Source organism: Slackia isoflavoniconvertens (assembly GCF_003725955.1).
In the GTDB taxonomy this organism is placed as follows: domain Bacteria; phylum Actinomycetota; class Coriobacteriia; order Coriobacteriales; family Eggerthellaceae; genus Slackia; species Slackia isoflavoniconvertens.
The window spans coordinates 1-21,071 of sequence record NZ_QIBZ01000013.1; the positions used below are offsets into that span (position 1 = coordinate 1).

A 21,071-nucleotide genomic window follows, 5' to 3' on the forward strand; every position below is an offset into this window, starting at 1 on the left:
CCCGCCGCCTGCTTCGCCATGCCCGGAAAGCGTTCGATATTCGGTTCTCAAGCTGCAACGTTCGGACAATTGACTGTTCTCGAAAACCTACGGTTTAGCCCTTGACTTCATATAGCTGGTCTCCTTTCTCGCCTCGAAAACAGGGTCGCGCAAAACGCCCCACCCCATCACTCCCCGTTGGCCCAAAATAAGCCCCCGACACGACCCACTCGACCCAAAGTCGCCCCGTAAGCAGCAGCGCATCTACGCCTATCAAAAAACGAGCCAGCTGCAATATGAGTCCAAACAAAACGAAAGGAGCTTGCGGCCATTCGGCCACAAGCTCCTTCGATTCGATATTCAATTGGCGTTGCACAATCGGCTATTTGCCCGCATCAGCCTCGACGCGTACGAAGGACATAGCGTCACCGCCCGCTTCCAGCGTGATGGTGTCGTCAGCAAGCTTGCCGGTCGTGGTATCGCCGTCGATGGTCACATCGAGCTCAGTCGCGCTCTTCGGCTCCCAAGAAACGTCCATAGCCTCGTCGAACATGACGAGCGAACCGGTCCCGTCTTCATTGAGCGTGAGGGTCACCGTCATACCGAAGCTTTCCATGAACGCGATGTCGTCTCCGCTCATCGCCTCGCCGTTTTCGGTCATGCCGGAAAGTTTCCAATCGCCCGTGAAGTTCTTGGTGTAGTCGGCGCCATCACCGCCACCGCAGCCAACAAGGCCCAGGCACAGCGCGAATACGGCGGCAATTGCGATTGCGATTTTCGTGGTACGTTTCATTGTTCCACTTCCTTTCTTGGGTTCCTCCCCTTGTAGCTTATGCACCCATGGCGCCGCCACAGTATTCGCAGCGCCCAGAAGCATCCGGCGTGGTGGTGGCTCCGCAGAAGGGGCACGTGCGTGCAACCTTGGGAGCCGAAGCGGCAGCGGCGGCTTCGCGCGTGGTTTCGCGAAGTTCGGTGAGCGCGGCTCGAATTTCGTTCGCCTGTCGCTCGGCCTCGCGATATTCGACCGAATTGCGCTCCTCGATGCGCGGCCCATTCACCTTGAACGTGATGCCGTCGTAATACGGCACATTCACGTGGATGGTGAGATACATGTCGTAATCGACGTCGTAACGCGGCGGATCGTAATCGTGCTCTTCGCCGTCGGAATCTTTCCAATGCAGCTCGGTACGCGACTCACGAATCTCGGTATCGCAGCCGGTGACCTGCGAAAAATCGAGCACGTCGGGGTTCGCCTCGCGCCAGCGCGAGCTGCGCGTCACGATGAAGCGGCCGGCATCCTCGTCGAGAATCACCTTCATGTCGTTGCCGAGCGTGCGCGTGGGGTTAAACTGCGCAACGCGCTGTTGGTTGGCCTCGCGCCAGTCGAGCTGCTCGCGAATCTGATCGACCGTAGAGCGGCGGCGATCAGAGAACCACGGCGAAAGCTTCGACGCGCATTCCTTGCAAAGGTTGCCGTCTTCAAGCTTTTTGTTGCCCAAAAGGCCGATCTCACCGCCGCAGATGTCGCAGTTCTTCTTCTCGAACATCTTTCCGAAAAGTCCCATCGGAAGCCTCCCGTCACTCGTGTTGGCAGATTCAATGTCGTTCTTTCTGATTTCATGATGCCCCGCATTGCGCGCAGAAAGAAGTGCCCCGCGGCCCAAGGAAGGCGGCGGGGCATGGACGTTTGTCTCTAAGGTTGGGTCGATTATGCGATAGGTGCGCACCCACTTCGGTACATTTCAGAATCGAGCGCACAAAGCATGCGATTGAACTGGGATTTATCGAATGCCGTGGCGGCTATTCCCCATTGGCGCCCTTCGTCATGCTCGGAACGATGAGGCCCGTCGATACGGCATGCACCGCAAGGCGCAAGATATTGTCGTATCCGGTTTTAGCGAGAATCTCGGAAATATGGCGCTTCACGGTTCCCTCGCTCAAATACAGCTCAGTGGCAATTTCTTTGCGCGTCTTCGTTTCGCACACCAAACGCAAAATCGCAAGCTCGGTATCGGTGAGCTGCGCCGCGTCGGAGAAAATGCTTTGCTGCGCCAAGGGGAAGGTGGAATATCCCTCGACCGTCGAGCGAATGATGCCCAAAAGCTCGGTGGTGCCCACATTTTTATAGACGAAGCTGTCCACGCCCGCCGTGCGCGCTTGCTCGACGAACGTGATTTCGGGCATGCCCGTCATAATCACGACCTTCACCTCGGGATGTGCTTCCTTAATCTTGTGCGCCGCGACAATACCGCTCGAGTCGTTTTCGGTGCACACATCGAGCAGCGCGCATGTCGCGCCGCTGCGTTCAAGGACCTCCAGGGCTTCGGCGGCGTCGCCCAGCGAAGCAACCACTTCCATATCGCTTTGCGTATTTATGGTGCACGCAAGCGAATCGCGCAACATGGCTTGGTCCTCGACAATCATGAGCCTGATCATGACAACTCCTTCTCGTAGACGGCGCGAACGTTTGGCGCATGCGCACTTTCGGGGCGCTCCAGGTGAACCTCGATAGTGAACGGGTCATTTGAGGAAACGTCGAACGTGCCGCCGATGGCTTCCGCCGCACGACGCATGCCAGGAATACCGCAACCCATGCGCAAATTCGCCGGTGCGGGCATGCCGTCGTTCACGACGCGCAGCAACGTCACATTGCCAATGCGGGAAATATTCACGTCCACATGCTTTGCCTGAGCATGCTTCGCCGCGTTGGTGGCAGCCTCTCGCACGATATTCACGAAAACGCTCGCGGCATCATCGTCTTCCGGCAACGAGCCCTTCACGCATACCTCAATGCCGATGAGCGCGAAGGCGCCCACGATGGAATCGAGCTGCGATGCGCGATCGGGCGTTTCCGGCTCAGACAAATCGTCAACAATGCTGCCAGCGAGGCGCTTTACCTCGCCCAACGCTTCAGGCGTGGGATTTTCCGCCTCAAGGAAGCGATGCAAAATAGAGAGCCTCTGGCCAATGGTATCGTGCACGCGTGCTTTCATGCGAACAATGGCCTCGTCCTGGGCGACGCTTTGCACATGCGCAAGCGATTCGCGCAGCTCATCGTTCGCCATTCGAAGCAGGCCATTCGCCTCTTCAAGCTCCCTATTCAAGGCCTCCTCGCCCGTCACGTCGACAGCAACCAAACGGCGGCACCTCACACCACGCAAACTCACCTTGTCGCGCATGAACAGGCATGTTTTATCCGGCGAAACCTCGAGTCGAATGCCCTCGGGCAGCACCTTGCCACTCTTTTCGCGCGCCATATCGCCAAGGTCGGCCCATAAACCACTCGTCTCGGAAAGATCGGTAGCGAAGCCGAGCGAAGCCAAATCGGCGCGCATGGCATCGTTCATGTACTGGATGCGGCCATTTCCATTCGCCCACACCAAGCCTTCAGGCAAATTATCGAGCGCGCCTATGAGCGAAAGCTGCGTGATCGAGTCGGATGCATGGCGAATATCGAGCACGAGGCCGGCGCTCGTTCGGAAGAGGAAAAACGCGGCGTCGAGAATGAAGAGGTACACGCAATTGTCGCCCAAAAGGGAAATAATGGGCGGCGTGCACAACGCGATAAGAACGATTTCCAACGTCATAACAGGCCTGCGCTTCGCAATCGCGAGAGCCAAGCCGAACGCAGCTATCGCGAGGTTCACCCACAAAAGCGCGTCGAGCGGAAACGCATAGGGACGAAACTGCGCCAGCAAAACGACGAACCCTCGTGAAGCCGAATTCGCTGTGCAGCAGGCGAGCGCGAGATGCACGACGATCAGCATCTCGTAGGCGAAAATCACCCTGGCAGGCGACACTTCACGCCGCGTAGCGATAAACAATGCATGCACCGCTTGCGTGAAAGCGGCCAGGAAAAACACCGACAGGAGCGCGAGCAGCACAACGAGGGGCATATGCGAAAGAACGCCCATTATTTGCCCCCTTTCGTCGGAAGGGGGACATACGCGACAAGCGACGCCGACGAAGAATCGGTCTCGATGGAGTATTCAACTCTATGCTTTTCGAGGCTGGCACGCAGTTCGTCAAACGTGGCAGCCATGCGCTCGCTTTCAGCGTCGCTCGAGTCGAGCATTGCGCGCAGCTGGACGCGCCGCTCATCTTGCTGGACGAACAGCATGAGCACGGCGTCGCTGGCCGCGTTCGCGACGGTCGCGAAATCGTACAGGCAATCATAGAGCACGCTTACTACCGAAGCCGGCAGAGGAGTATTGGTTTGCACGAGCGCCGCGCATTCAACGCCGATCGAGCGCAAATCGGCCGCCGTTTCGTTGAACACAAGCTGCAATCGCTCGCGATTGAATTCGGGGTCGCTTTTCTCGGCAAGAACGAGCGCACCCTTGCGCTTGCAGTAGGCGACGAGCAGCTTGACCTCAACGAGCATCTCGCGGCGACGCGCAATGGAATCTGGGGCATTGGAGTCGGGAAGGCTATCGAGCAGCATCTGGATGCGGCGCGTTTTACTTTCGAGGGATTTCTCGATTTCGACGAACAGCTCGCGCTCGCTGCGCAATCGCCACATCTCGTGCTGCACCTCGGCCTCGCGCTCAAGCACGGCATTGCTGCGCCGCAAGCGCTCCTGCGTTGCAGCAAGCGCCTCGCGGCGCTCATCGATCGCCGCGACGTCTTCGGCCAAAACAGCACGGCCGCCGCTCACGGGGTAAACCTTGAACAACGTATGCGGCGCCCCTGTCGTGCGAAACGCCCACGACTCGCCGAGCCCCTTATCCGCCGTTTTCAGGGTGTCCGCCGCAGCTTGGGGCATAGGCTGCGCCATTTCGGTTTGGAAAACCGTATCGCCATTTGCCTCAAGCACCTTCAAATCGAAGGGCAGCTTGGAAAACGCCAGGGTATACCACGCATACGACGGGAAGAAGCCCAAATCGAGCGTGAGTTCTATGGCCACCATGGCCAAAATGCAATAGGTAAGCGCGACGTTCGACGTCAGCGTCGCAACATGGCGGAGCGTAAACATTACACCGTAAACAACACCAACGCCCACGATAACGCCAATAGCGAAAAGCATACTGCGAAGGCTTCTGCGCGCAGAAAGGAACAGCGTGGCGAAAAATATTACGAACAGCACGATATACCAGGCCACGAGCACGTAGTAGCCAAAAGCGTAGCGATAGTTGCCACCCCAATCGGGGTCGGCGAAATCAAAGGCGAATATGAAATGGTGCACGTTGTTCGTAAGCACGGCGAACACGGCGAACGCCGATATCGCCACGATAACGCGCCGCACGCAACGCACCCAAGCCACTTCATCGAGCGAGGCGGCGCGCATCGCGCACAGCACGCACAACGTTGGGATCGCCGTCATGGGAATGTAGTAGCAATACCACAGCAGGGCGGTAGCCAAATCGCCGCGAATAGGGTATTTCAGCAACACGACAAGCATCCAGAACGCAACAAGAGCCGCCACGCCCACGAGCCAGCGGCGAATTTTCGCATCGGAGCATCGAATATACATCGAGAAGCCCCATGCCGCAGAAAGGGGGCCGAGCGCGATCATGTAGCCGGCGGTAGCCGATGGCCCCTTCGACGGGCCCGACGGGGTCGGCCGCCCAAGCGAATCGAACTCGAGCAGCGCGACAATCGCACACGCAAAAACGCACGCAACTACGCCCGCGATAACGAGCACCTTCCGTTTCGATATGTTGGCCATGCGCAGCATAGCTCCAGTATAAACGCTCGCGCTTTTTCGTTTTGGGTCGACTGGCTCATGTTGCCCTCGCGATTTGGGCCGACTGGGCATGTCGTGACGCGGCGTTTTGAGAGATTCTTCAGGCATGACGAGACGCAGCGCGCAGGGTGCCCTATCGCACACGCAACCGCGCAAAACGCTTCGATTTCCCGACCTCGAGAAAGGAAGAACCATGGGTTTGTTGAAAGCCGGCATCGGCGCCGCAGGCGGCGTGCTCGCCGATTCGTGGCGTGAGTATTTCTACTGCGACGCGCTTGACGCCAACACGTTGGTGGCGAAGAGCCAGAAGCGCACGAGCGACAAGGGCCGCAGCTCGAACACGCGAGGCGAAAGCAACATCATTTCCGACGGTTCGATCATCGCGGTCAATGAAGGCCAGTTCATGATAATCGTCGAGCAGGGCGCGATCGTCGAAGCGTGCGGAGAAGCGGGCGAGTTCGTTTTCGACAAGTCGACCGAACCCAGCCTGTTCTTCGGCGAAGCGAGCCTCGGCGATAGGCTCATGGCGTCGTTTGAGCGCGTGGGCACCCGCTTCACGTTCGGCGGCGACACGGGCAAAGATCAGCGCGTATACTTCTTCAACACGAAGGAAATCATGGGCAACAAATATGGCACCGCCTCGCCCGTGCCCTTCCGCGTCGTCGACAACAACATCGGCTTAGACGTCGACATCTCGGTTCGCTGCAACGGCGAATACTCGTACAAGATCGTCGACCCGCTCATGTTCTACAAGAACGTGTGCGGCAACGTCGAGGAGCCTTACACGCGCGACAAGATCGACTCGCAGCTGAAAAGCGAGCTGCTCACGGCGCTTCAGCCCGCATTCGCGAAAATTTCGGCTATGGGCGTTCGCTATTCTGCGGTGCCCGCGCACACCACCGATGTGGCGAAGGCCCTCAACGAGGTGCTTTCCCAGGAATGGACCGATTTGCGCGGCATTCAGGTCGCGTCGTTCGGCGTGAATTCCATTGCCGCGTCGCCCGAAGACGAAGCGATGATCAAAGAGTTGCAGAAGGCCGCGGTTATGCGCGATCCCAGCATGGCGGCCGCGAACCTGGCAGCATCGCAGGCCGACGCGATGCGCATGGCTGCGAGCAACGAAAACGGAGCCATGATGGGCTTCATGGGCATGGGCATGGCGAACGCCGTGGGCGGCATGAACCCGCAAGGCCTCTATGGCATGGGCGCGGGCAATGTGCCTCCGCAGAACCAGTATGCAACCGCGCCTGGCGGCGGGTTCGCCCAGCCTCAAGCACAAGCACCCGGCGCCGCGATGGACGTTGGCGCCGCTCCCGCTCCGGCCCCTGCCCCCGCGCCTGCAGGAGATACGTGGACGTGTTCGTGCGGCGTTCAGAACACCGGCAAGTTCTGCGGCAATTGCGGCTCGCCGAAGCCCGCGCCGGCCGGCCCCTGGACATGCTCATGCGGTATGCAGAACACCGGCAACTTCTGCGGAAACTGCGGCTCCAAGCGACCGTAGCGCACCCAACGGCCGCGACCTATGCGGGGTCGCGGCCGTTTTTATTTGATGCCACCCGCAAGAACGACAAAACAAAAGGCTCGCAACTAGCACGGTTGCGAGCCTTCTTTATACGAATTGGGAAGAGCGCTTTGCTCGGTACGCGAGCCACAATCGAAGGCCAAACTGGCCGTTAAATTGCCGCGCAGCGTCAGGACGCCCCACATGAAAAAACGCCGTTCGCTAGAACGGCGCTTTCGCAATTACATACGCTTGATGAAACGACCGTCGCGCGTGTCGATCTGCAGCACGTCGCCAACCTCGACGAACATGGGGACCTTCACCTCGGCGCCCGTCTCGAGCGTCGCGGGCTTGGTGGAACCCTGAACGGTATCGCCCTTGAAGCCGGGCTCGGTTTCGGTGACTTCGAGCTCAACGAACATCTTGGGCTCGACGCCAAGCAGCTCGCCATCGGCGTACTCGAGCGTGGCGGTGTCGTTTTCCTTGAGCCACTGAGCGGTGTCGCCCACGTGGTCGGCGGGCAGGGAAATCTGGTCGAAGCTCACGGGATCCATGAAATAGAAATCGGAGCCGTCGTTGTAGAGATACTGCATTTCGCGCTGCTCAAGACGAACGGTGTCAAACTTCACACCGGAGTTGACGGTGTCGGAAAGCACGCGACCGGTTTTGATGTCGCGCATCTTCATGCGAACGAACGCGCCGCCCTTGCCAGGCTTAACATGCTGGAATTCGGTGATGATGCACATTTTGCCGTTATAGACGATGCACATGCCGTTCTTGAAGTCGGCAGTAGAAACAGTTGCCATCGAGAATCCTTCCTTTTTAATGAAACCATCAGATTATAACCAGTTCATGCGTCGATTTAGTGAAGACTTCAAAACCGTCTTCGGTGACGACGCCAAAATCTTCCAAGCGACAGCCGATTTCGCCAGGCAAATACACGCCAGGCTCGACCGTGACGACATTGCCAACCTCGAGCGAAGTTTCATTGCGCGGCGAAAGCACGGGGAGCTCATGAATATCGATGCCCACGCCATGGCCTAGGCCGTGACCCATCTTGCCCGCGAATCCATTATGGGCGAGCACGTCTTCGGCCAAATGATGCATGGCCGCGCCCGTACGACCTGGACGAATCATGGCCTCCACGGCTTCGTTCGCTTCGCGCACGGCAGCGAACACCTCGCGCGCGAGCGGCGTGGCCTCGCCGACGCACACGGTACGTGTCATATCGGAGCAATAGCCACCCTTGCGCGCGCCGAAATCCATGACCACCATGTCGCCCGCCTGCAAACGGCGCTCGCCCGCAATGCTATGCGGGGCGGCGCCATTCGGGCCGCTCGCAACGATGGAATCGAACGCCAAGCCCTCGGCGCCGAGGCGGCGCATGGTTTCCTCGAGCTCGCGCTTCACCTCAAGCTCGGTCATGCCTTCGCTCATAAACTCAACGATGTGCTCGAACGCCGCATCGGTGATGGCCTGGGCGGCGCGCATGGCCGAAAGCTCGCGCTCATCTTTCACTGCGCGCATCTTTTTCACGAAGCCATCGGTCTCGGCAAAGCGAGGCTTCCACTTCGCCTCGCTAAATGCCCGTTCGAGCTCGCGGAATTCGCGCAGCTCAATCGAGTCCTCGATGCCCATGGCGCATACGTTTTCGCCCTCGGGAGTGCCCGCTGCCGCATGGAACGCCGCGAATTTCTTCGCAACCCAGGCAGCATGGGCACCACCGCATGCGTCAATGATCCACGGCGTATGCCGCGATGCGCGATCACATGCATCGGCATAGCGGGAATCGGTATGCACGAAGGCCTTCTTTGGCGTCACAAACGCCAAATGGGCCGGTTCGTCGTCAAAGACGTCTTCAAATTCAGTGAGCCACTGCACATTGGAAATATCGCGACAATAAAAATCGTCGATGCCGCAAGCCGACATGTTCTCGCGCATGCGTTCAAGCCTTGAGTTCGCCATTTTGGGGCTTTCTCCCTTTCTTGATTTAATTGGCGGGCGGCGTCGCGCCGCGCTGGCCGTTTTGCCGATTATTCGAAGCGCGCATCTTGCCTCGCCCGCGGCTTCCTCGCCGGCGACGGTGCTTAGGCGCACCAGAACCATTCTGCTTCTTCTCTGCCGCGCCTTGCCCGCTCGCGGGCGCATGCGCAGCGTGTTTCTTTGACGAGGCTGCGTTTTCCCTGGAAGCTCTTGCAGCCTTTTGGCCCTTGTGCGAAGCATTTGAGCGCTCCGCCGCCGAACGCGGCCTTCCGCTCTTCGAATGCCGATGTTTTTTATGGCGCTTAAGGGAGTCGGCCTCGATTTTCTTCGCGACGGCATCTTCGGAATCGGGCGTATAGACGCCCGCACGCGCGAGCACCTTCGCTACAAAGCCCGCAACCGAGCCCGTAGAACGGCCCTGCACATTAATCTTCGCACGCGCAACTTCCTCGTAAAGAGGCTTGCGCTGCTCCCAAAGGCCCTCAATGTCGCAATCGTGCGCAAGCAGCGGGCGCGTGCTCAAATTATGAATGCGCCCCAAAGAAGTCGCCTCGCTCGATTCGAGCATTACGGCGAACCCGCGCCGCTTCAGAAACTCTCGGCTCTTATCGTAGGCAACGATGCCTTCGCCGCACGAGATAAGGGAATGCCCCATATTCGCGCATTCGACGAGGGCTTCATATTCAAGTTCACGCAGCGCATCTTCGCCAAGTTCGCCAAACAGCTCCGCCGCCGACTTGCCGTGTTTTCGCTCAAGAAAGGCGTCCACATCGACGCAGGCCACGCCCATGTCGCGCGCCATACGGCGGGCAACCGTGGTTTTGCCCACGCCCATGAAGCCCACCAGGAAGACATTTTTCTTCAGCGTACCCACAAACGTCACCGAGCCGCGAGTCTCAAACGACGCATATAGGCATCATATGACGAATGGATATCGGACATCGCCACTCCACCAAAGCGTTCTTGATACGCACTCGCCAACGCAAACGCGATTTCCGCTTCGATCGCCACCGCAACGCCTCCCACCAAACAGGGTGAGTACGCGGCGGAAAAGCTTTCAGCATCGGAAAGCGTCTCAAGGTCGATGCTCTTCTGGGGCGCGCGAAGAGAAGCGCTCGGAGCCACGCCCACGCGCATGACCACAGACGCTCCCGTAGTAAGGCCGCCCTCGATACCCCCTGATATGTTCGTGGTATGAGCGAAGCCATGCGCGCCAAGCACAGCCGAATCGTATACGGCAGAACCGCGGCGGCGCATCATGTCGCGCGCTGAGCCGAACGACACGCTTACCACGTCATTCACAGAAAACGCCGCCTTCGACAGGCGGGCCATCATGCCGCCGCCGCGATACGACCCCAAGGCGGGAGCAACGCCGTGTATCGCCACGGCGACCTCGCCGCCAAGCGTGTCGCCCGCCACGCGCGCCGCAGCGATTTCTTCCTCCATAGCTCGAGAAGCTTGCGCCGATGGACAACGAACGGGAGAAGATTCGATTTCAAGAGGTGTATAGCGCAGGGTCTCGAAATCGATTGGCTGCTCGCGCATGGCAGCCGCGCCAATGCGCGTGACGTAGGATTGGATTTCAACGCCGAATTCGGCCAAGAATTCACGCGCCACCGCCGATGCGGCGATAAGCGCAGCCTGCGAACGTGCCGAAGAGCCCTCGACGATGGATCGGCAATCATTGGCATCAGTCGCCAAAAGACCCGCCAAATCAGCCGAACCCGGACGCGGAACGGCGGCTTGGCCAGGCGCTTCGTCTTCAAGAGACGCTCGATATGCCGCATTGTCGACAACGAGCGACAAAGGCGAACCCGTTGTGCGGCCATCCGCCGAAACGCCCGAAAGAATCGCGGCGCAATCGACCTCACGTCGCTCGCCACATGAGCAACCGTGCGACCATCGGTCCAAATCGGCTTGGATTGAAGCAGCCTGAAGGCGCAGGCCGGCCGGAACGTCGTCAACAATGGCAACCAAGCTTGCGCCACGCAACTCCCCTGCGGTCATGTACTTCATGGTTGCTCCCAACGTGCAACGTATCTCATCTTTCGCAAAAGATTCTAGCACGTGACAGAGAGACACTTTAGCGCAGCGGAATTTGGCGCGAAAACATCGCGCATATGGCAAAAATGGCCACCTTGCGGCGGCCATCGATGCATTATTTCTCTGGGTGCGTATTCTTCATGAACAGCGCTTCCACATGGCGCAAAAGCAACGTGTGCTTCAGATCGACCGAAACGAGCGGCTCGACCATATACACCGGCATGTGCATGAAATGCCCACCCCACACATCGGTTATGAGCTGATCGCCAATGCACAAGGTCTCGCGGCAACGCGCGCCCATCTTACGCAGCGCAAGAGCATACGCAAACGGCAGCGGCTTAATCGCGTGCGACACAATGGACAGCCCCAAACGCTGCGCCCACTCATGCGCGCCATGGTGCCAATTGTTGGTGAGAATGCACACACGAACGCCCGCGGCCGAAAGCGCCTTGAGCCATGCGCGAATGTCGTCGGGAACCTGGTGGGTATCGCGCGGCAGAAGCGTGTTGTCCAAATCAATAAGCACGCATTTCACGCCACGGGACACGATATCGCGCTCAATATCGATTTGCGTCACGCGCGTAAAGAATCTATCAGGAGTAAACGGCATTGAATCCCCTCGTCAATCAATAGGTGGCAAAAAACTGGGCGCATATTTTGCGTTCACCATACCAGAAAAGGCCGCTGCGAGCGCCAGAAGCCGGCTCGCCCAGCGAGCCAAACGCTCGATCGTCAAAATGCACCACGCTGCGCCAAAAAGACAATCAGGGCCGGCATCGAACGCGATGTCGGCCCCGCTTCTCGAATCAACGCCCATAGAGGGCGAAGCTCCGCTTACTGAAGATGCTCGGCAATTGCCTGCTGATGCTCTTCATACGTGCGGCTGAATTGATACTGCAGCTTTCCGGAATCGTCGTTCCAGAAAATGAAGTAGTAATAACCGTCGTAATCGCTTGCGGGAGCGCACACGGCCTGCAAACAATCAAGGCTCGGTGAGCAAATGGGCGTCGGGGGCAAGCCGGGGTTGGAATACGTGGAATACGGCGTTGCGGCCTGCACCTCTTGGGCAGACGGGTCATGGCCGACCTCGTAAGCAGTCGTGGCGTCCGATTGCAGGTACCCATTCGTCTCGCTATTGCTCGAAGACAGGCGATTGTAGAACACGGCGGCAACCTGCGCGCGAATCTGCTCGTCACCGCTCGATTCCTTCTCGACGATCGACGCAAGGTTCACCGCATCGTAAATCGAAAGGCCGCGGCTTTGCGCATACGACCAATCCAGGCCTGCAGTCTCGGTACGGAACTGGTTGAGCATGGCGCGAATAAGCGAGTCAGCCGTATCGGTCTCGCTTACCGAATAGGTCTTCGGGAACAGGAAGCCCTCGAGCGAATTCGTGCCCGCATCGGCCAAGAAATCGTAGTCGGAAGCGTACACACTCGCATCGGAAGCGGCGTTGGTGAATTCATCGGCACTCACCCTGCCGCCCGTGGCCGCATCGACCGCCGCAGCAATATCGGAGAGTTTATAGCCTTCGGGGATAGCCATTGCAACAGTGCCGAAATCGCCCGAAGCAACCGCCTTCACCACGTCGTCGAGCGTCATGCCGCTCGAAAACGTGTAGGTACCAGCCTGGAATTTGCTATCAAGCCCCATCGTTTTGGCGCGCGAAAAAAACGCCTTGGAGTCGGGAACCACGCCCGCGCTCTGCAGAATAGAAGCGGTATCGCTTGCGGAAGAGCCGTCGGGAATGGTTGCGGAAACAGTCGATTGAACCACGACGGCAGACCCATCGACGTTATCGCCCGAACAACCTTTCAAGGCGGCGGAAACGCCGAATACCAGAGCAAGCACCACAACAATGGCGAGCACAATGCCGACAATGACGGGGCCTTTGCTCTTGCGCGGACGAATATGCGACGTATCGTAGGTGCGGAATTGGCGCTCGCCCTGAGCGTGCACCATACGCGCACGATGGTTGGGGTGGTTCGAGTACGTAACCTGTCTACGGGGCATACTGTTTTCTCCCTTAACTCGCGCAACGCGCGAGACGCGTCTTTACACCTGAGAATCAAGCCAGACCTGCAAGAACAGGCTGGCAGCAATCATGTCTACTTTACCGCGCATGGCGCGTTCATCCAAACCTTCTTCTCGCAAAATACGCTTTGCCTCGCGAGAACTCAGGCGTTCATCACAAAAAAACAACGGCAAGCCGCACGCCTTCGCGATTTTTTGCGCTTTCTCGCGAATCGATGCCGCCTGCGGCCCCTCTTCGCCGGCCATGGTCATAGGAAGACCGCTCACCAGCTGTTCGATTTCCCAATCCTCAACAATGCGACGGAATTCGGCGCCGTGGTTGAGCACCACATCGGCCGGGAGCACCTTAAGGGGCGTGGCGATTTTGCCCGCCGAGTCGGAAACCGCGAGGCCAACGCGGACCTCGCCGATATCAAGCGCCAATGTACGCATATATGTCCTTTCTCTGCCGCTGCCCTCGCTATGGCGAATGCGTTTCCGCTTCGGTCAAGTCCTGACTCGCACGAACAGCACATTAAGTGCTGTTCGGCTCGTGCGGAATCTATCGGAATCGCACCCGCCATAACGAGGGCAGCGCTGTCAAAACACGTCCTGAAAATGCGCAAGAACGCAGATAGCCTTCGCCTTCGGCCGCCAAGGCGGCGCACGACCGTCTGAGCTCAAGCCTGCACTTCATTCAAAAGCTAAACGAAGCCAGGCGAGCGCGTAGTGAGCGAAGCGAACGGTAGCGAGCCGTGGTCGCGCGAGGCCTTGGCGGCTGGAGGCGAAGGCGGACAGGCATGGCCCCGCAAAGCGGAGCCAAAAACGGCCAACTTACGAAAAAGCCCCGCGAACGGGGCTTTTACCAGACTATTTTGCAAGAAGCTCGCGCGCGGCGTCGAGCGCGGCGTCAATACCGGCTGCATCTTTGCCGCCAGCCTGAGCCATGGTCGGTTTGCCGCCGCCACCGCCCTTGATGTTGCCTGCGATAGCCTTGATCACGTTGCCAGCGTTAAAGCCAGCGGCAACGGCTTCATCGGTCGCAGCAGCCATGAGCACGGGCTTGTCGTTATTGATAGTACCAATAACGCACGCGCCAGGCTCGGGCATGCGGCCGCGCAGAATATCCCATGCGTTGCGCAGGCCGCCGGCATCCAAGCCGTCGATACGGGCGACAATGAGCGGATAGCCCACGTTCACCATATTCTCGAGATACTCGACGATGCTTCCCTCGGCCGCCATCTTCTTGTTGGCCTTACGCTTGGCCTCGAAATCTTTGATGGTGGCGATGTTCGCCGCCGTACGCTCGGAAACGTCGAACAAGGGGACGCGCAACTCAGCTGCAGTTTCCTTGAGCTCTTCCTCGACCTTGTTCATGTAGGCCAAAGCATCGAAGCTCGTCACAGCCTCGATACGACGCAGATTTGCGCCGACACTGCTCTCAGACACGATTTTCACGAAGCCAATCTCGGCGGTGTTGGCAACGTGGCAGCCGCCGCACAGCTCGCGCGAGAACTCGCCAGCCTCAACGACGCGCACGGTATCGCCGTATTTCTCGCCAAACAAAGCCGTGACGCCCGACTCGCGAGCAGCATCGAGCGAAGTCTCATACGTGCTCATGGGAACGGCGTTCATGATTTGCTCGTTTGCGACGCGCTCGACCTCGGCCAACTGCTCGGGCGTTACGCCTTCGAAGTGGGTGAAGTCGAAACGCAGGCGATCGGGCCCGACGTAGCTGCCGGCCTGCTTCACATGGTCGCCCAGAACCTGGCGCAGCGCCGCATGGAGCAAATGCGTGCAGGTATGGTTGCGCGAAATGCGCTTGCGGCGAAGCTCGTCGACAACTGCACGAACGGTGTCGCCCACATGAAGCTCGCCTTCGACGACTTTCACGTTGTGGCAGGTAAGGCCCTTTTCGGGGGCCTTCGTATCGACGACTTCAGCCTTGAAGCCTTCGCCCTCGATAACGCCGGTGTCGCCCACTTCGCCGCCCATTTCGGCATAGAACGGAGTCAGACCCAACACAATTTCGGCGGTATCGCCCGCAGCGATGGAGTCGACGCGCTGGCCCTCTTTGATGAGCGCGCGAACGCCCGAGCTTGCGCTCATGCGGTCATAGCCCACGAATTCGGTAGCGCCTACTTCTTTGAGAATGTCGGCATGCACGCCGCCGTACGTGCTCCATGCAGCTTCCGCGTCTTTCACGTTTGCCGCGCGAGCGCGCTCACGCTGGGCTTCCATGCAGCGCTCAAAGCCCTCCATGTCAACTTTCACGCCACGATCAGCGCACATTTCCTCGGTAACCTCGACAGGGAAGCCGTAGGTATCGTGCAGAGTAAACGCCTGCTCGCCGGAAAGCGTATCGCCCTCGAGCTTCTCGAATGCCTCGGCCAAATACACCTGGCCCTGGCGAAGGGTCGCGCCGAAGCGCTCCTCTTCGGAAAGAATGACGCGGCGAATGAGCTCACGATTGTCGACGATTTCGGGGTACACATCACCCATGAGCTTCACGATTTCATCGACGTACTCGTTGAGGAACGGACCTTCGATGCCCACCGTGTGCGCCTTCTGGATGGCGCGGCGCAGCAAGCGGCGCAGCACGTAGCCGCGGCCCTCGTTAGAGGGAAGAATGCCGTCGGCAATCATGAAGGTGACAGAGCGGCTGTGGTCAGAGATGATGCGCAGCGACTTGTCAACATCGGCATCGGTTTTGTATTCCTTGCCGGAAAGGCGCTCGCCCACGGAAATCAGGCTGCGCAGCACGTCGGTGTCGTAGTTGTTCGTGACGCCCTGCATAATGGCCGCGATGCGCTCCAGGCCCATGCCGGTGTCAATGTTCTTCGAAGGCAGCGGAGCAAGCGTGCCGTCTTCCTGGCCATCGAACTGAGTGAACACGCAGTTCCAGTACTCGAGAAAGCGATCGCAATCGCAACCAGGCGCGCAGTCGGGGCTGCCGCAACCGACTTCGGGGCCCTGGTCAAAGTAAATCTCAGAGCACGGGCCGCACGGGCCGGTGGGGCCAGCGCGCCAGAAGTTGTCATCTTCACCCAAGCGAGAGATATGGCTGTCTTCAACACCGAGGCTCTTCCAAATCTCGATGGTCTCGTCGTCGTCTTCGAACACGGTGAAGTACAGCCTTTCTTTCGGCAGGCCGAGCACTTCGGTCGAGAACTCATACGCCCAAGTGCACATTTCGTTCTTGAAGTATTTGCCGAAGCTGAAGTTGCCCAGCATCTCGAAGAACGAAAGGTGGCGCGCATCGCCAATGTTGTCGATGTCGTTGGTGCGCACGCACTTCTGCACCGTCGTGGTGCCGATGTATTGGGGGTCGAGTTCTTTTTGATGCAGGAAGTAAGGCTTGAACTGCACCATGCCAGCGCTCGTGAGCAAAAGGCTCGGATCGTCGGGAATCAGCGACGAAGAAGGCATGCGCTTGCAGCCCTTCTCCTCGAAGAACTTCAAGTACTTCTCGCGAATTTCCGCTGTAGTCATGTACTTCATTGGACAGGTCTCGCTCTCATATTTCGGACTAACGGGCCCAAGGCCCGATCATTTCCAACTGGCCCATGATAGCCAACGCGCACGCCCACGTCACGCCAGACCTTGCCACGTCGCGAGAATTCTATGAATTGCCCTGGAAAATACGCGAAATCGTCGCGCCCCGCGCTTTGCGCGATTCGTCGCGCGCCGATACGACGCGAAATGTCTTATCATGGGGTGTGATTATTCAAGCGCCTACGCGCACATTCATCAATACAGAACGGAATTACCATGACCGATACCGACGTTGAAACCCTTGCCCCCGAGCCGCTCGACGATACCCCTTGGGAAGAAATCGCCGAAAATAGCTGGTTTTGCGGCGTGTACCGCTACCGCTTCGACTGCGAAGCCCTCATTCGCAAAAACGACACGGGGCGCTTCGAGTGGGCAATTCGCCTGATCACCGACGCAAGCGGCGAGTCCGAGCGTGAAGAGGCCGGCACATACGCGAGCTTCGCCCGGGCCGAGAAAAAGGTTCAAACGCTGTTTGCCGAGTTTATGGCCCTGCCTTCGGTGCAAGACCCGAAAGCCGCCGAAGAGCAGGAGCAGCCTGCCAAGGAAGGCGAATAGCCGCATCGGGCGCGGCGGCGAGTCGGTAGGCGAAGCCAGGAAACGATAGCTTTCGCCTATTTCTCGCCCTTGTCTTCGGCATCGACGCCCTTTTCGCCATGGGAGCTTAAAGCTGCAACAAGCGAAGAGGGCGCAAATGGCTTGCTCGGCGTGGGCGAAATCGCATCGGCCATAGCATCGGGTTCGCCATTTTCGCCATCGAGAACCGAAGGGTTGCCGCGGAAGAACACGCCGTCTTCGGCAACGATTTGCCTGCCCGTGTTTTTCTCGAAGTAGTACACGAACACCGTTTTCGCAATGGCCGCGAACGGAATAGACAAGAGCATGCCAACGATATTGCCCATAAGGCCGCCCATGCTCTGGCCAATGGCGCCGCCCACGAGCAGCGCCACGATCACGATCGCCGGATGCACGTCAACCGAATTCTGCATGAGCTTCGGTCCTATGAATGTGTACACGAATTGCTGCACGCATACGGTGAGCACGAGCGCGAGCACGGCGGTAATGGGGCTCACGAACAGACCGACCACGGCCGCAACCGCGCCGCCAATCCAGGGGCCTACGACAGGAATCAGGTTCAAAACGCCCGTGATCAGGCCCAACGCGGCGGCATTCGGCACGCCCAACACCGCAAACCCTATGCCGCACGCCGTGCCAATGATGAAGCACTGCAGCACCGTGGCACGAATATAGCCGCCCATAATGCGCGTAAACGCGATGCGCAGCATGTCAGCCTCTTCTTTATGGCTATCGGGCACCAATCGATCGACCTCGCGATCAATCGCGGGCAATTCCATAAGCGTCCAAAACGCCACCACAAGCGCAAAACCCAAAACAACGAAGACATTCGCGATGCCCGTGCCAAACAGCACCACGCCATTGGCCGACTGTTTCGCGACAGATGACGCCCAATCGGCGAGCGACTTTGAGCCCGCGTCGATCCAACCGCGCACCGTGTCGTCCTGCAGAAGCGAGGCGTACCTGTCGTAAAACGAATTCGCCCAGTCGATAAGCCCCTGAACATACACGGGCAGCGCCGAGAAGATGTTCGCGAACTGGTCATTCACGCCGAACATAGGCGAGAACATAATCACAACAAGTGCGGCGAGCACCACAAACATGCCCGCAAATGCAACGGTCGTGCCCAAACCGCGGCGAACGCCGCGACGCTCAAGTGCATCGACGGGCGAGCGCAGCACGAGCACGAAGACGATCGTCCATACGATGATGGCAACCGGCAGAGACAGCACGTCGAGCACGAAACCGAACATATAGATGAGCGCCGCAGCGCCTATAACCATCCATACCTGAAAGAAATGGCGGCGCGCATCATCGGTGCGCTCGGCGGTGGTTTTCTCTCGTGTGGCTTTCAGCTGCGGCTCTCGCTCACCGCTGTCGAAGGGGCGTGTCAAAACGGCTAGTCCTCCTTCGATGCGCCATAGGTGAAGTAGCCGCCAGCAGTTTGCGGCTCAGGTTCAGACGCGGGCTTTTCGGCGGCGATTTCAGGAGCATGGGCTTCAGGCGCGCACGCTGCCGCCTGGTCGCCCTCGATAGTCGCAAACTCGGCAGGCGCCGCAGCCTCAGCCGCGGCAGCAAGCTTGGCCGACTCGTCGGACGCCTTCTTGCCCGAAAGGGCTTCGCGGAGCTTTTCGGAAGCGGCGTTCACGATTTTCAACGGCGCATTCGCAACGGTGTCGACCGCCTCGGTCGCAGAGGCTGCCGAACTGGTAATTGCATCAACGTTTTCCAGAATGCCGTCAAGGCGCATGATTTCCAAATTCGCGGCATCAACGGCCAGCGAAGCACGCTCGACCAAGGGATCGACGCGATCGATCGCGGGCTTGATGGAGGCGGTCATTTCTTTGGCATCGGCTGCAACCTTTTGCACATCGTCGATAATCGGTTTCACGCTCGTCTCGAGCGTTTCCACCGTTTTGCGCGTGCGGCGCAGCACCAGTACAAGTTCGACGATTGCCCAAACAAGCGCGATGCCGACAATCACAAACACTACGGGAAGAATGACTTCCGAGATGAATCCAACGTCCATGGCATTTCCCTTCGATATCGCGCCCATATGGCGCCCGTTTGATTTCCTTGAATAATAGCAGCACGCAGCAAGGCGCGCATGGACGAAGCGCTGCGTTTCCGCAACGTTAAAGAAGAGCCCGCACGGCAGCGCAGCACACAGCGACAGGTCGCTCGCCGATAAACGAGGTGCATCGAGCGTTGTTCAGCGATTGCTGGACCAGCAGACGCAGGCGGCCAATCGACGATGCAACCTTGGGCGCCCACGCCGCGCAGATCCGAGCGGGCAAATCGCCCGCCCCGCCCGCTACTCGCCCTTCGACGGCTTCGCAGCCCGCGTGGCCCGATCGCGCGATGCGGCATCAACCCGATAGGCCTCCCAGCCCGACTCGCTCGGTTGATAGAAGCACCCACGCTCAAGGCCTTCGGGCAAATAGCGCTGTTCAACCCAATGGCCAGGATAATCGTGCGGGTATTTATACTCACCGTAGTTTTCCGAACCGGGGCGATGGCGGTCGCGTAAATAACTCGGCACGTCGCGCTTCGGCCCATGCCGCACTTCCGAAAGGGCGGCGTCGATACTCGCTTCGGCCGCATTGCTCTTAGGGGCAAGGCACATATACGTCACAGCCTGCGACAAGTTGATGCGGCATTCGGGCATGCCAATCACTTCCACGGCCTTAAACGCCGCCTCGGCGATGAGCAAAGCCTGAGGGTCGGCGTTGCCGATGTCTTCGCTTGCCAAAATGAAGATACGACGCGCGATGAATTTCGGATCTTCGCCGCCATCGAGCATACGAGCGAGCCAATACAGCGCAGCGTCGGGATCGCTGCCGCGCATCGACTTGATAAACGCGCTGATCACGTCGTAATGCATGTCTTTGTTCTTGTCATACGGCAGCGCACGATGCGGCGTGGCAAGCTCAACCATATCGTCGTCGATGACAAACGGCGGCTCGGTTTTTTCGCGCGCGCCCTTTTCTTTGGCCAAGCCTGCGGCCAGCTCAAGCGTGGTAAGTGCCGAACGTCCGTCGCCGCCCGACAAATTCACGATAGCGGCCAGCGCTTCGTCGGTAAGGGAGCAGGAACCCGCCAAGCCTCGTTTTTCGTCGGAGAGCGCACGGCGCACGATGCATTCGATATCGGCGTCGGAAAGCGAATGCAGCTCAATCACGCGGGAGCGCGAAATGAGCGCGGAATTCACTTCGAAAAACGGGTTTTCGGTCGTGGCCCCCACGAGCACCACCGTACGATTCTCAACGGCATGCAAAAGCGAGTCTTGCTGGCTGCGACTGAAACGATGGATCTCGTCCACGAACAGAATCGTGCGGGCGCCCGTGCCCAGCAGGCGCTTTTCTGCCGCAGCGATTTCGCGGCGCAAATCGGCGACGGTACCGCCGATGGCAGAAACTTCCACAAACGTCGCGCGCGTCGTTTCTGCGATGATGTGCGCGATGCTCGTTTTGCCCGTACCTGCAGGTCCGTACAAAATGATAGACGAAAGCGTATCGGCTTCAATTGCCGCATGAAGCCAGCTGCCTGGCCCCACCGCGTCTTCCTGCCCCGCAAGCTCGCCGAGCGAACGCGGACGCATACGCACGGCGAGCGGCGCGGCAGCAAATTTCTTCTCGTTCTCTATTTCAGTGAACAGCGTGTCCAACTTCCACCCATCTATCGCTTCAATACGCCCGGAAACGTCAATGCCCCAATTGTGTCAAATGCTCGTAGCGT

Annotated in this window: 18 protein-coding genes; 2 read left to right on the forward strand and 16 right to left on the reverse strand. The window is 58.8% G+C overall.

Translation table 11 applies throughout. The annotated features are described in order from the left end of the window. Positions 1-361 precede the first annotated feature (361 nt). The 5 genes from DMP05_RS07285 to DMP05_RS07305 form a co-directional block, all read right to left on the reverse strand. A complete protein-coding gene (locus DMP05_RS07285; protein ID WP_123219826.1) occupies positions 362-772 on the reverse strand; it encodes a hypothetical protein in 411 nt (136 codons plus the stop codon). Between the two features lie 37 nt (positions 773-809). Continuing rightward, on the reverse strand, positions 810-1,544 hold the full coding sequence (locus DMP05_RS07290; RefSeq protein WP_123219827.1) for a DUF4428 domain-containing protein: 735 nt from the start codon (positions 1,542-1,544) through the stop codon (positions 810-812). Between the two features lie 235 nt (positions 1,545-1,779). Then, a complete protein-coding gene (locus DMP05_RS07295; RefSeq protein WP_123219828.1) occupies positions 1,780-2,415 on the reverse strand; it encodes a response regulator transcription factor in 636 nt (211 codons plus the stop codon). Beyond that, positions 2,412-3,893: a sensor histidine kinase gene (locus DMP05_RS07300; RefSeq protein ID WP_123219829.1), complete on the reverse strand. Its 1,482-nt coding sequence runs from the start codon at positions 3,891-3,893 to the stop codon at positions 2,412-2,414. The genes DMP05_RS07295 and DMP05_RS07300 overlap by 4 nt, the downstream gene beginning before the upstream one ends. Next, a complete protein-coding gene (locus DMP05_RS07305; RefSeq protein ID WP_148039713.1) occupies positions 3,893-5,647 on the reverse strand; it encodes a hypothetical protein in 1,755 nt (584 codons plus the stop codon). The genes DMP05_RS07300 and DMP05_RS07305 overlap by 1 nt, the downstream gene beginning before the upstream one ends. A gap of 211 nt (positions 5,648-5,858) precedes the next feature. Between DMP05_RS07305 and DMP05_RS07310 the strand changes: the two genes are divergently transcribed. Beyond that, positions 5,859-7,166, forward strand: a complete 1,308-nt coding sequence (locus tag DMP05_RS07310) for an SPFH domain-containing protein (protein WP_123219831.1) — start codon at positions 5,859-5,861, stop codon at positions 7,164-7,166. A 242-nt stretch (positions 7,167-7,408) separates the two neighbouring features. On the opposite strand, the gene efp is transcribed toward DMP05_RS07310, so the two are convergent. The 8 genes from efp to alaS all read right to left on the reverse strand — a co-directional run bounded on the left by efp (position 7,409) and on the right by alaS (position 16,706). Next, complete coding sequence (gene efp / locus DMP05_RS07315; RefSeq protein WP_114614796.1) at positions 7,409-7,972, reverse strand: elongation factor P; 564 nt, start codon at positions 7,970-7,972, stop codon at positions 7,409-7,411. Between the two features lie 28 nt (positions 7,973-8,000). Continuing rightward, complete coding sequence (locus tag DMP05_RS07320; RefSeq protein WP_123219832.1) at positions 8,001-9,131, reverse strand: M24 family metallopeptidase; 1,131 nt, start codon at positions 9,129-9,131, stop codon at positions 8,001-8,003. A 25-nt stretch (positions 9,132-9,156) separates the two neighbouring features. Beyond that, positions 9,157-10,023, reverse strand: coding sequence for a shikimate kinase (locus DMP05_RS07325; protein ID WP_123219870.1), 867 nt, complete (start codon positions 10,021-10,023; stop codon positions 9,157-9,159). Between the two features lie 5 nt (positions 10,024-10,028). Then, positions 10,029-11,165 carry a chorismate synthase gene (gene aroC / locus DMP05_RS07330; protein WP_161957499.1) on the reverse strand — a complete coding sequence of 379 codons (1,137 nt, stop codon included), beginning with the start codon at positions 11,163-11,165 and terminating at the stop codon, positions 10,029-10,031. A gap of 142 nt (positions 11,166-11,307) precedes the next feature. Then, positions 11,308-11,802: a YqeG family HAD IIIA-type phosphatase gene (locus tag DMP05_RS07335; protein ID WP_123219834.1), complete on the reverse strand. Its 495-nt coding sequence runs from the start codon at positions 11,800-11,802 to the stop codon at positions 11,308-11,310. A gap of 224 nt (positions 11,803-12,026) precedes the next feature. After that, entirely contained in the window at positions 12,027-13,205 is a 1,179-nt protein-coding gene (mltG, locus tag DMP05_RS07345) for an endolytic transglycosylase MltG (RefSeq protein WP_123219836.1), read from the reverse strand. A 42-nt stretch (positions 13,206-13,247) separates the two neighbouring features. After that, entirely contained in the window at positions 13,248-13,658 is a 411-nt protein-coding gene (ruvX, locus tag DMP05_RS07350) for a Holliday junction resolvase RuvX (protein ID WP_123219837.1), read from the reverse strand. A 417-nt stretch (positions 13,659-14,075) separates the two neighbouring features. After that, positions 14,076-16,706 (reverse strand): alanine--tRNA ligase, encoded by a 2,631-nt coding sequence (gene alaS / locus DMP05_RS07355; protein ID WP_123219838.1) that lies wholly within the window; start codon positions 16,704-16,706, stop codon positions 14,076-14,078. Between the two features lie 270 nt (positions 16,707-16,976). Between alaS and DMP05_RS07360 the strand changes: the two genes are divergently transcribed. Continuing rightward, positions 16,977-17,315, forward strand: coding sequence for a hypothetical protein (locus tag DMP05_RS07360; protein WP_123219839.1), 339 nt, complete (start codon positions 16,977-16,979; stop codon positions 17,313-17,315). A 56-nt stretch (positions 17,316-17,371) separates the two neighbouring features. On the opposite strand, the gene DMP05_RS07365 is transcribed toward DMP05_RS07360, so the two are convergent. The 3 genes from DMP05_RS07365 to DMP05_RS07375 all read right to left on the reverse strand — a co-directional run bounded on the left by DMP05_RS07365 (position 17,372) and on the right by DMP05_RS07375 (position 21,000). After that, complete coding sequence (locus DMP05_RS07365; protein WP_244595090.1) at positions 17,372-18,727, reverse strand: AI-2E family transporter; 1,356 nt, start codon at positions 18,725-18,727, stop codon at positions 17,372-17,374. Positions 18,728-18,732: 5 nt separating this feature from the next. Further along, positions 18,733-19,362 carry a DUF948 domain-containing protein gene (locus DMP05_RS07370; RefSeq protein WP_123219840.1) on the reverse strand — a complete coding sequence of 210 codons (630 nt, stop codon included), beginning with the start codon at positions 19,360-19,362 and terminating at the stop codon, positions 18,733-18,735. Between the two features lie 285 nt (positions 19,363-19,647). Then, on the reverse strand, positions 19,648-21,000 hold the full coding sequence (locus DMP05_RS07375) for a replication-associated recombination protein A (RefSeq protein ID WP_123219841.1): 1,353 nt from the start codon (positions 20,998-21,000) through the stop codon (positions 19,648-19,650). Positions 21,001-21,071 lie beyond the last annotated feature (71 nt).

Coding starts and splice junctions, on each gene's coding strand:
- DMP05_RS07285 (WP_123219826.1), bottom strand. CDS start 772: ATGAAACGTACCACGAAAATCGCAATCGCAATTGCCGCCGTATTCGCG.
- DMP05_RS07290 (WP_123219827.1), bottom strand. CDS start 1,544: ATGGGACTTTTCGGAAAGATGTTCGAGAAGAAGAACTGCGACATCTGC.
- DMP05_RS07295 (WP_123219828.1), bottom strand. CDS start 2,415: ATGATCAGGCTCATGATTGTCGAGGACCAAGCCATGTTGCGCGATTCG.
- DMP05_RS07300 (WP_123219829.1), bottom strand. CDS start 3,893: ATGGGCGTTCTTTCGCATATGCCCCTCGTTGTGCTGCTCGCGCTCCTG.
- DMP05_RS07305 (WP_148039713.1), bottom strand. CDS start 5,647: ATGGCCAACATATCGAAACGGAAGGTGCTCGTTATCGCGGGCGTAGTT.
- DMP05_RS07310 (WP_123219831.1), top strand. CDS start 5,859: ATGGGTTTGTTGAAAGCCGGCATCGGCGCCGCAGGCGGCGTGCTCGCC.
- efp (WP_114614796.1), bottom strand. CDS start 7,972: ATGGCAACTGTTTCTACTGCCGACTTCAAGAACGGCATGTGCATCGTC.
- DMP05_RS07320 (WP_123219832.1), bottom strand. CDS start 9,131: ATGGCGAACTCAAGGCTTGAACGCATGCGCGAGAACATGTCGGCTTGC.
- aroC (WP_161957499.1), bottom strand. CDS start 11,165: ATGAAGTACATGACCGCAGGGGAGTTGCGTGGCGCAAGCTTGGTTGCC.
- DMP05_RS07335 (WP_123219834.1), bottom strand. CDS start 11,802: ATGCCGTTTACTCCTGATAGATTCTTTACGCGCGTGACGCAAATCGAT.
- mltG (WP_123219836.1), bottom strand. CDS start 13,205: ATGCCCCGTAGACAGGTTACGTACTCGAACCACCCCAACCATCGTGCG.
- ruvX (WP_123219837.1), bottom strand. CDS start 13,658: ATGCGTACATTGGCGCTTGATATCGGCGAGGTCCGCGTTGGCCTCGCG.
- alaS (WP_123219838.1), bottom strand. CDS start 16,706: ATGAAGTACATGACTACAGCGGAAATTCGCGAGAAGTACTTGAAGTTC.
- DMP05_RS07360 (WP_123219839.1), top strand. CDS start 16,977: ATGACCGATACCGACGTTGAAACCCTTGCCCCCGAGCCGCTCGACGAT.
- DMP05_RS07370 (WP_123219840.1), bottom strand. CDS start 19,362: ATGGACGTTGGATTCATCTCGGAAGTCATTCTTCCCGTAGTGTTTGTG.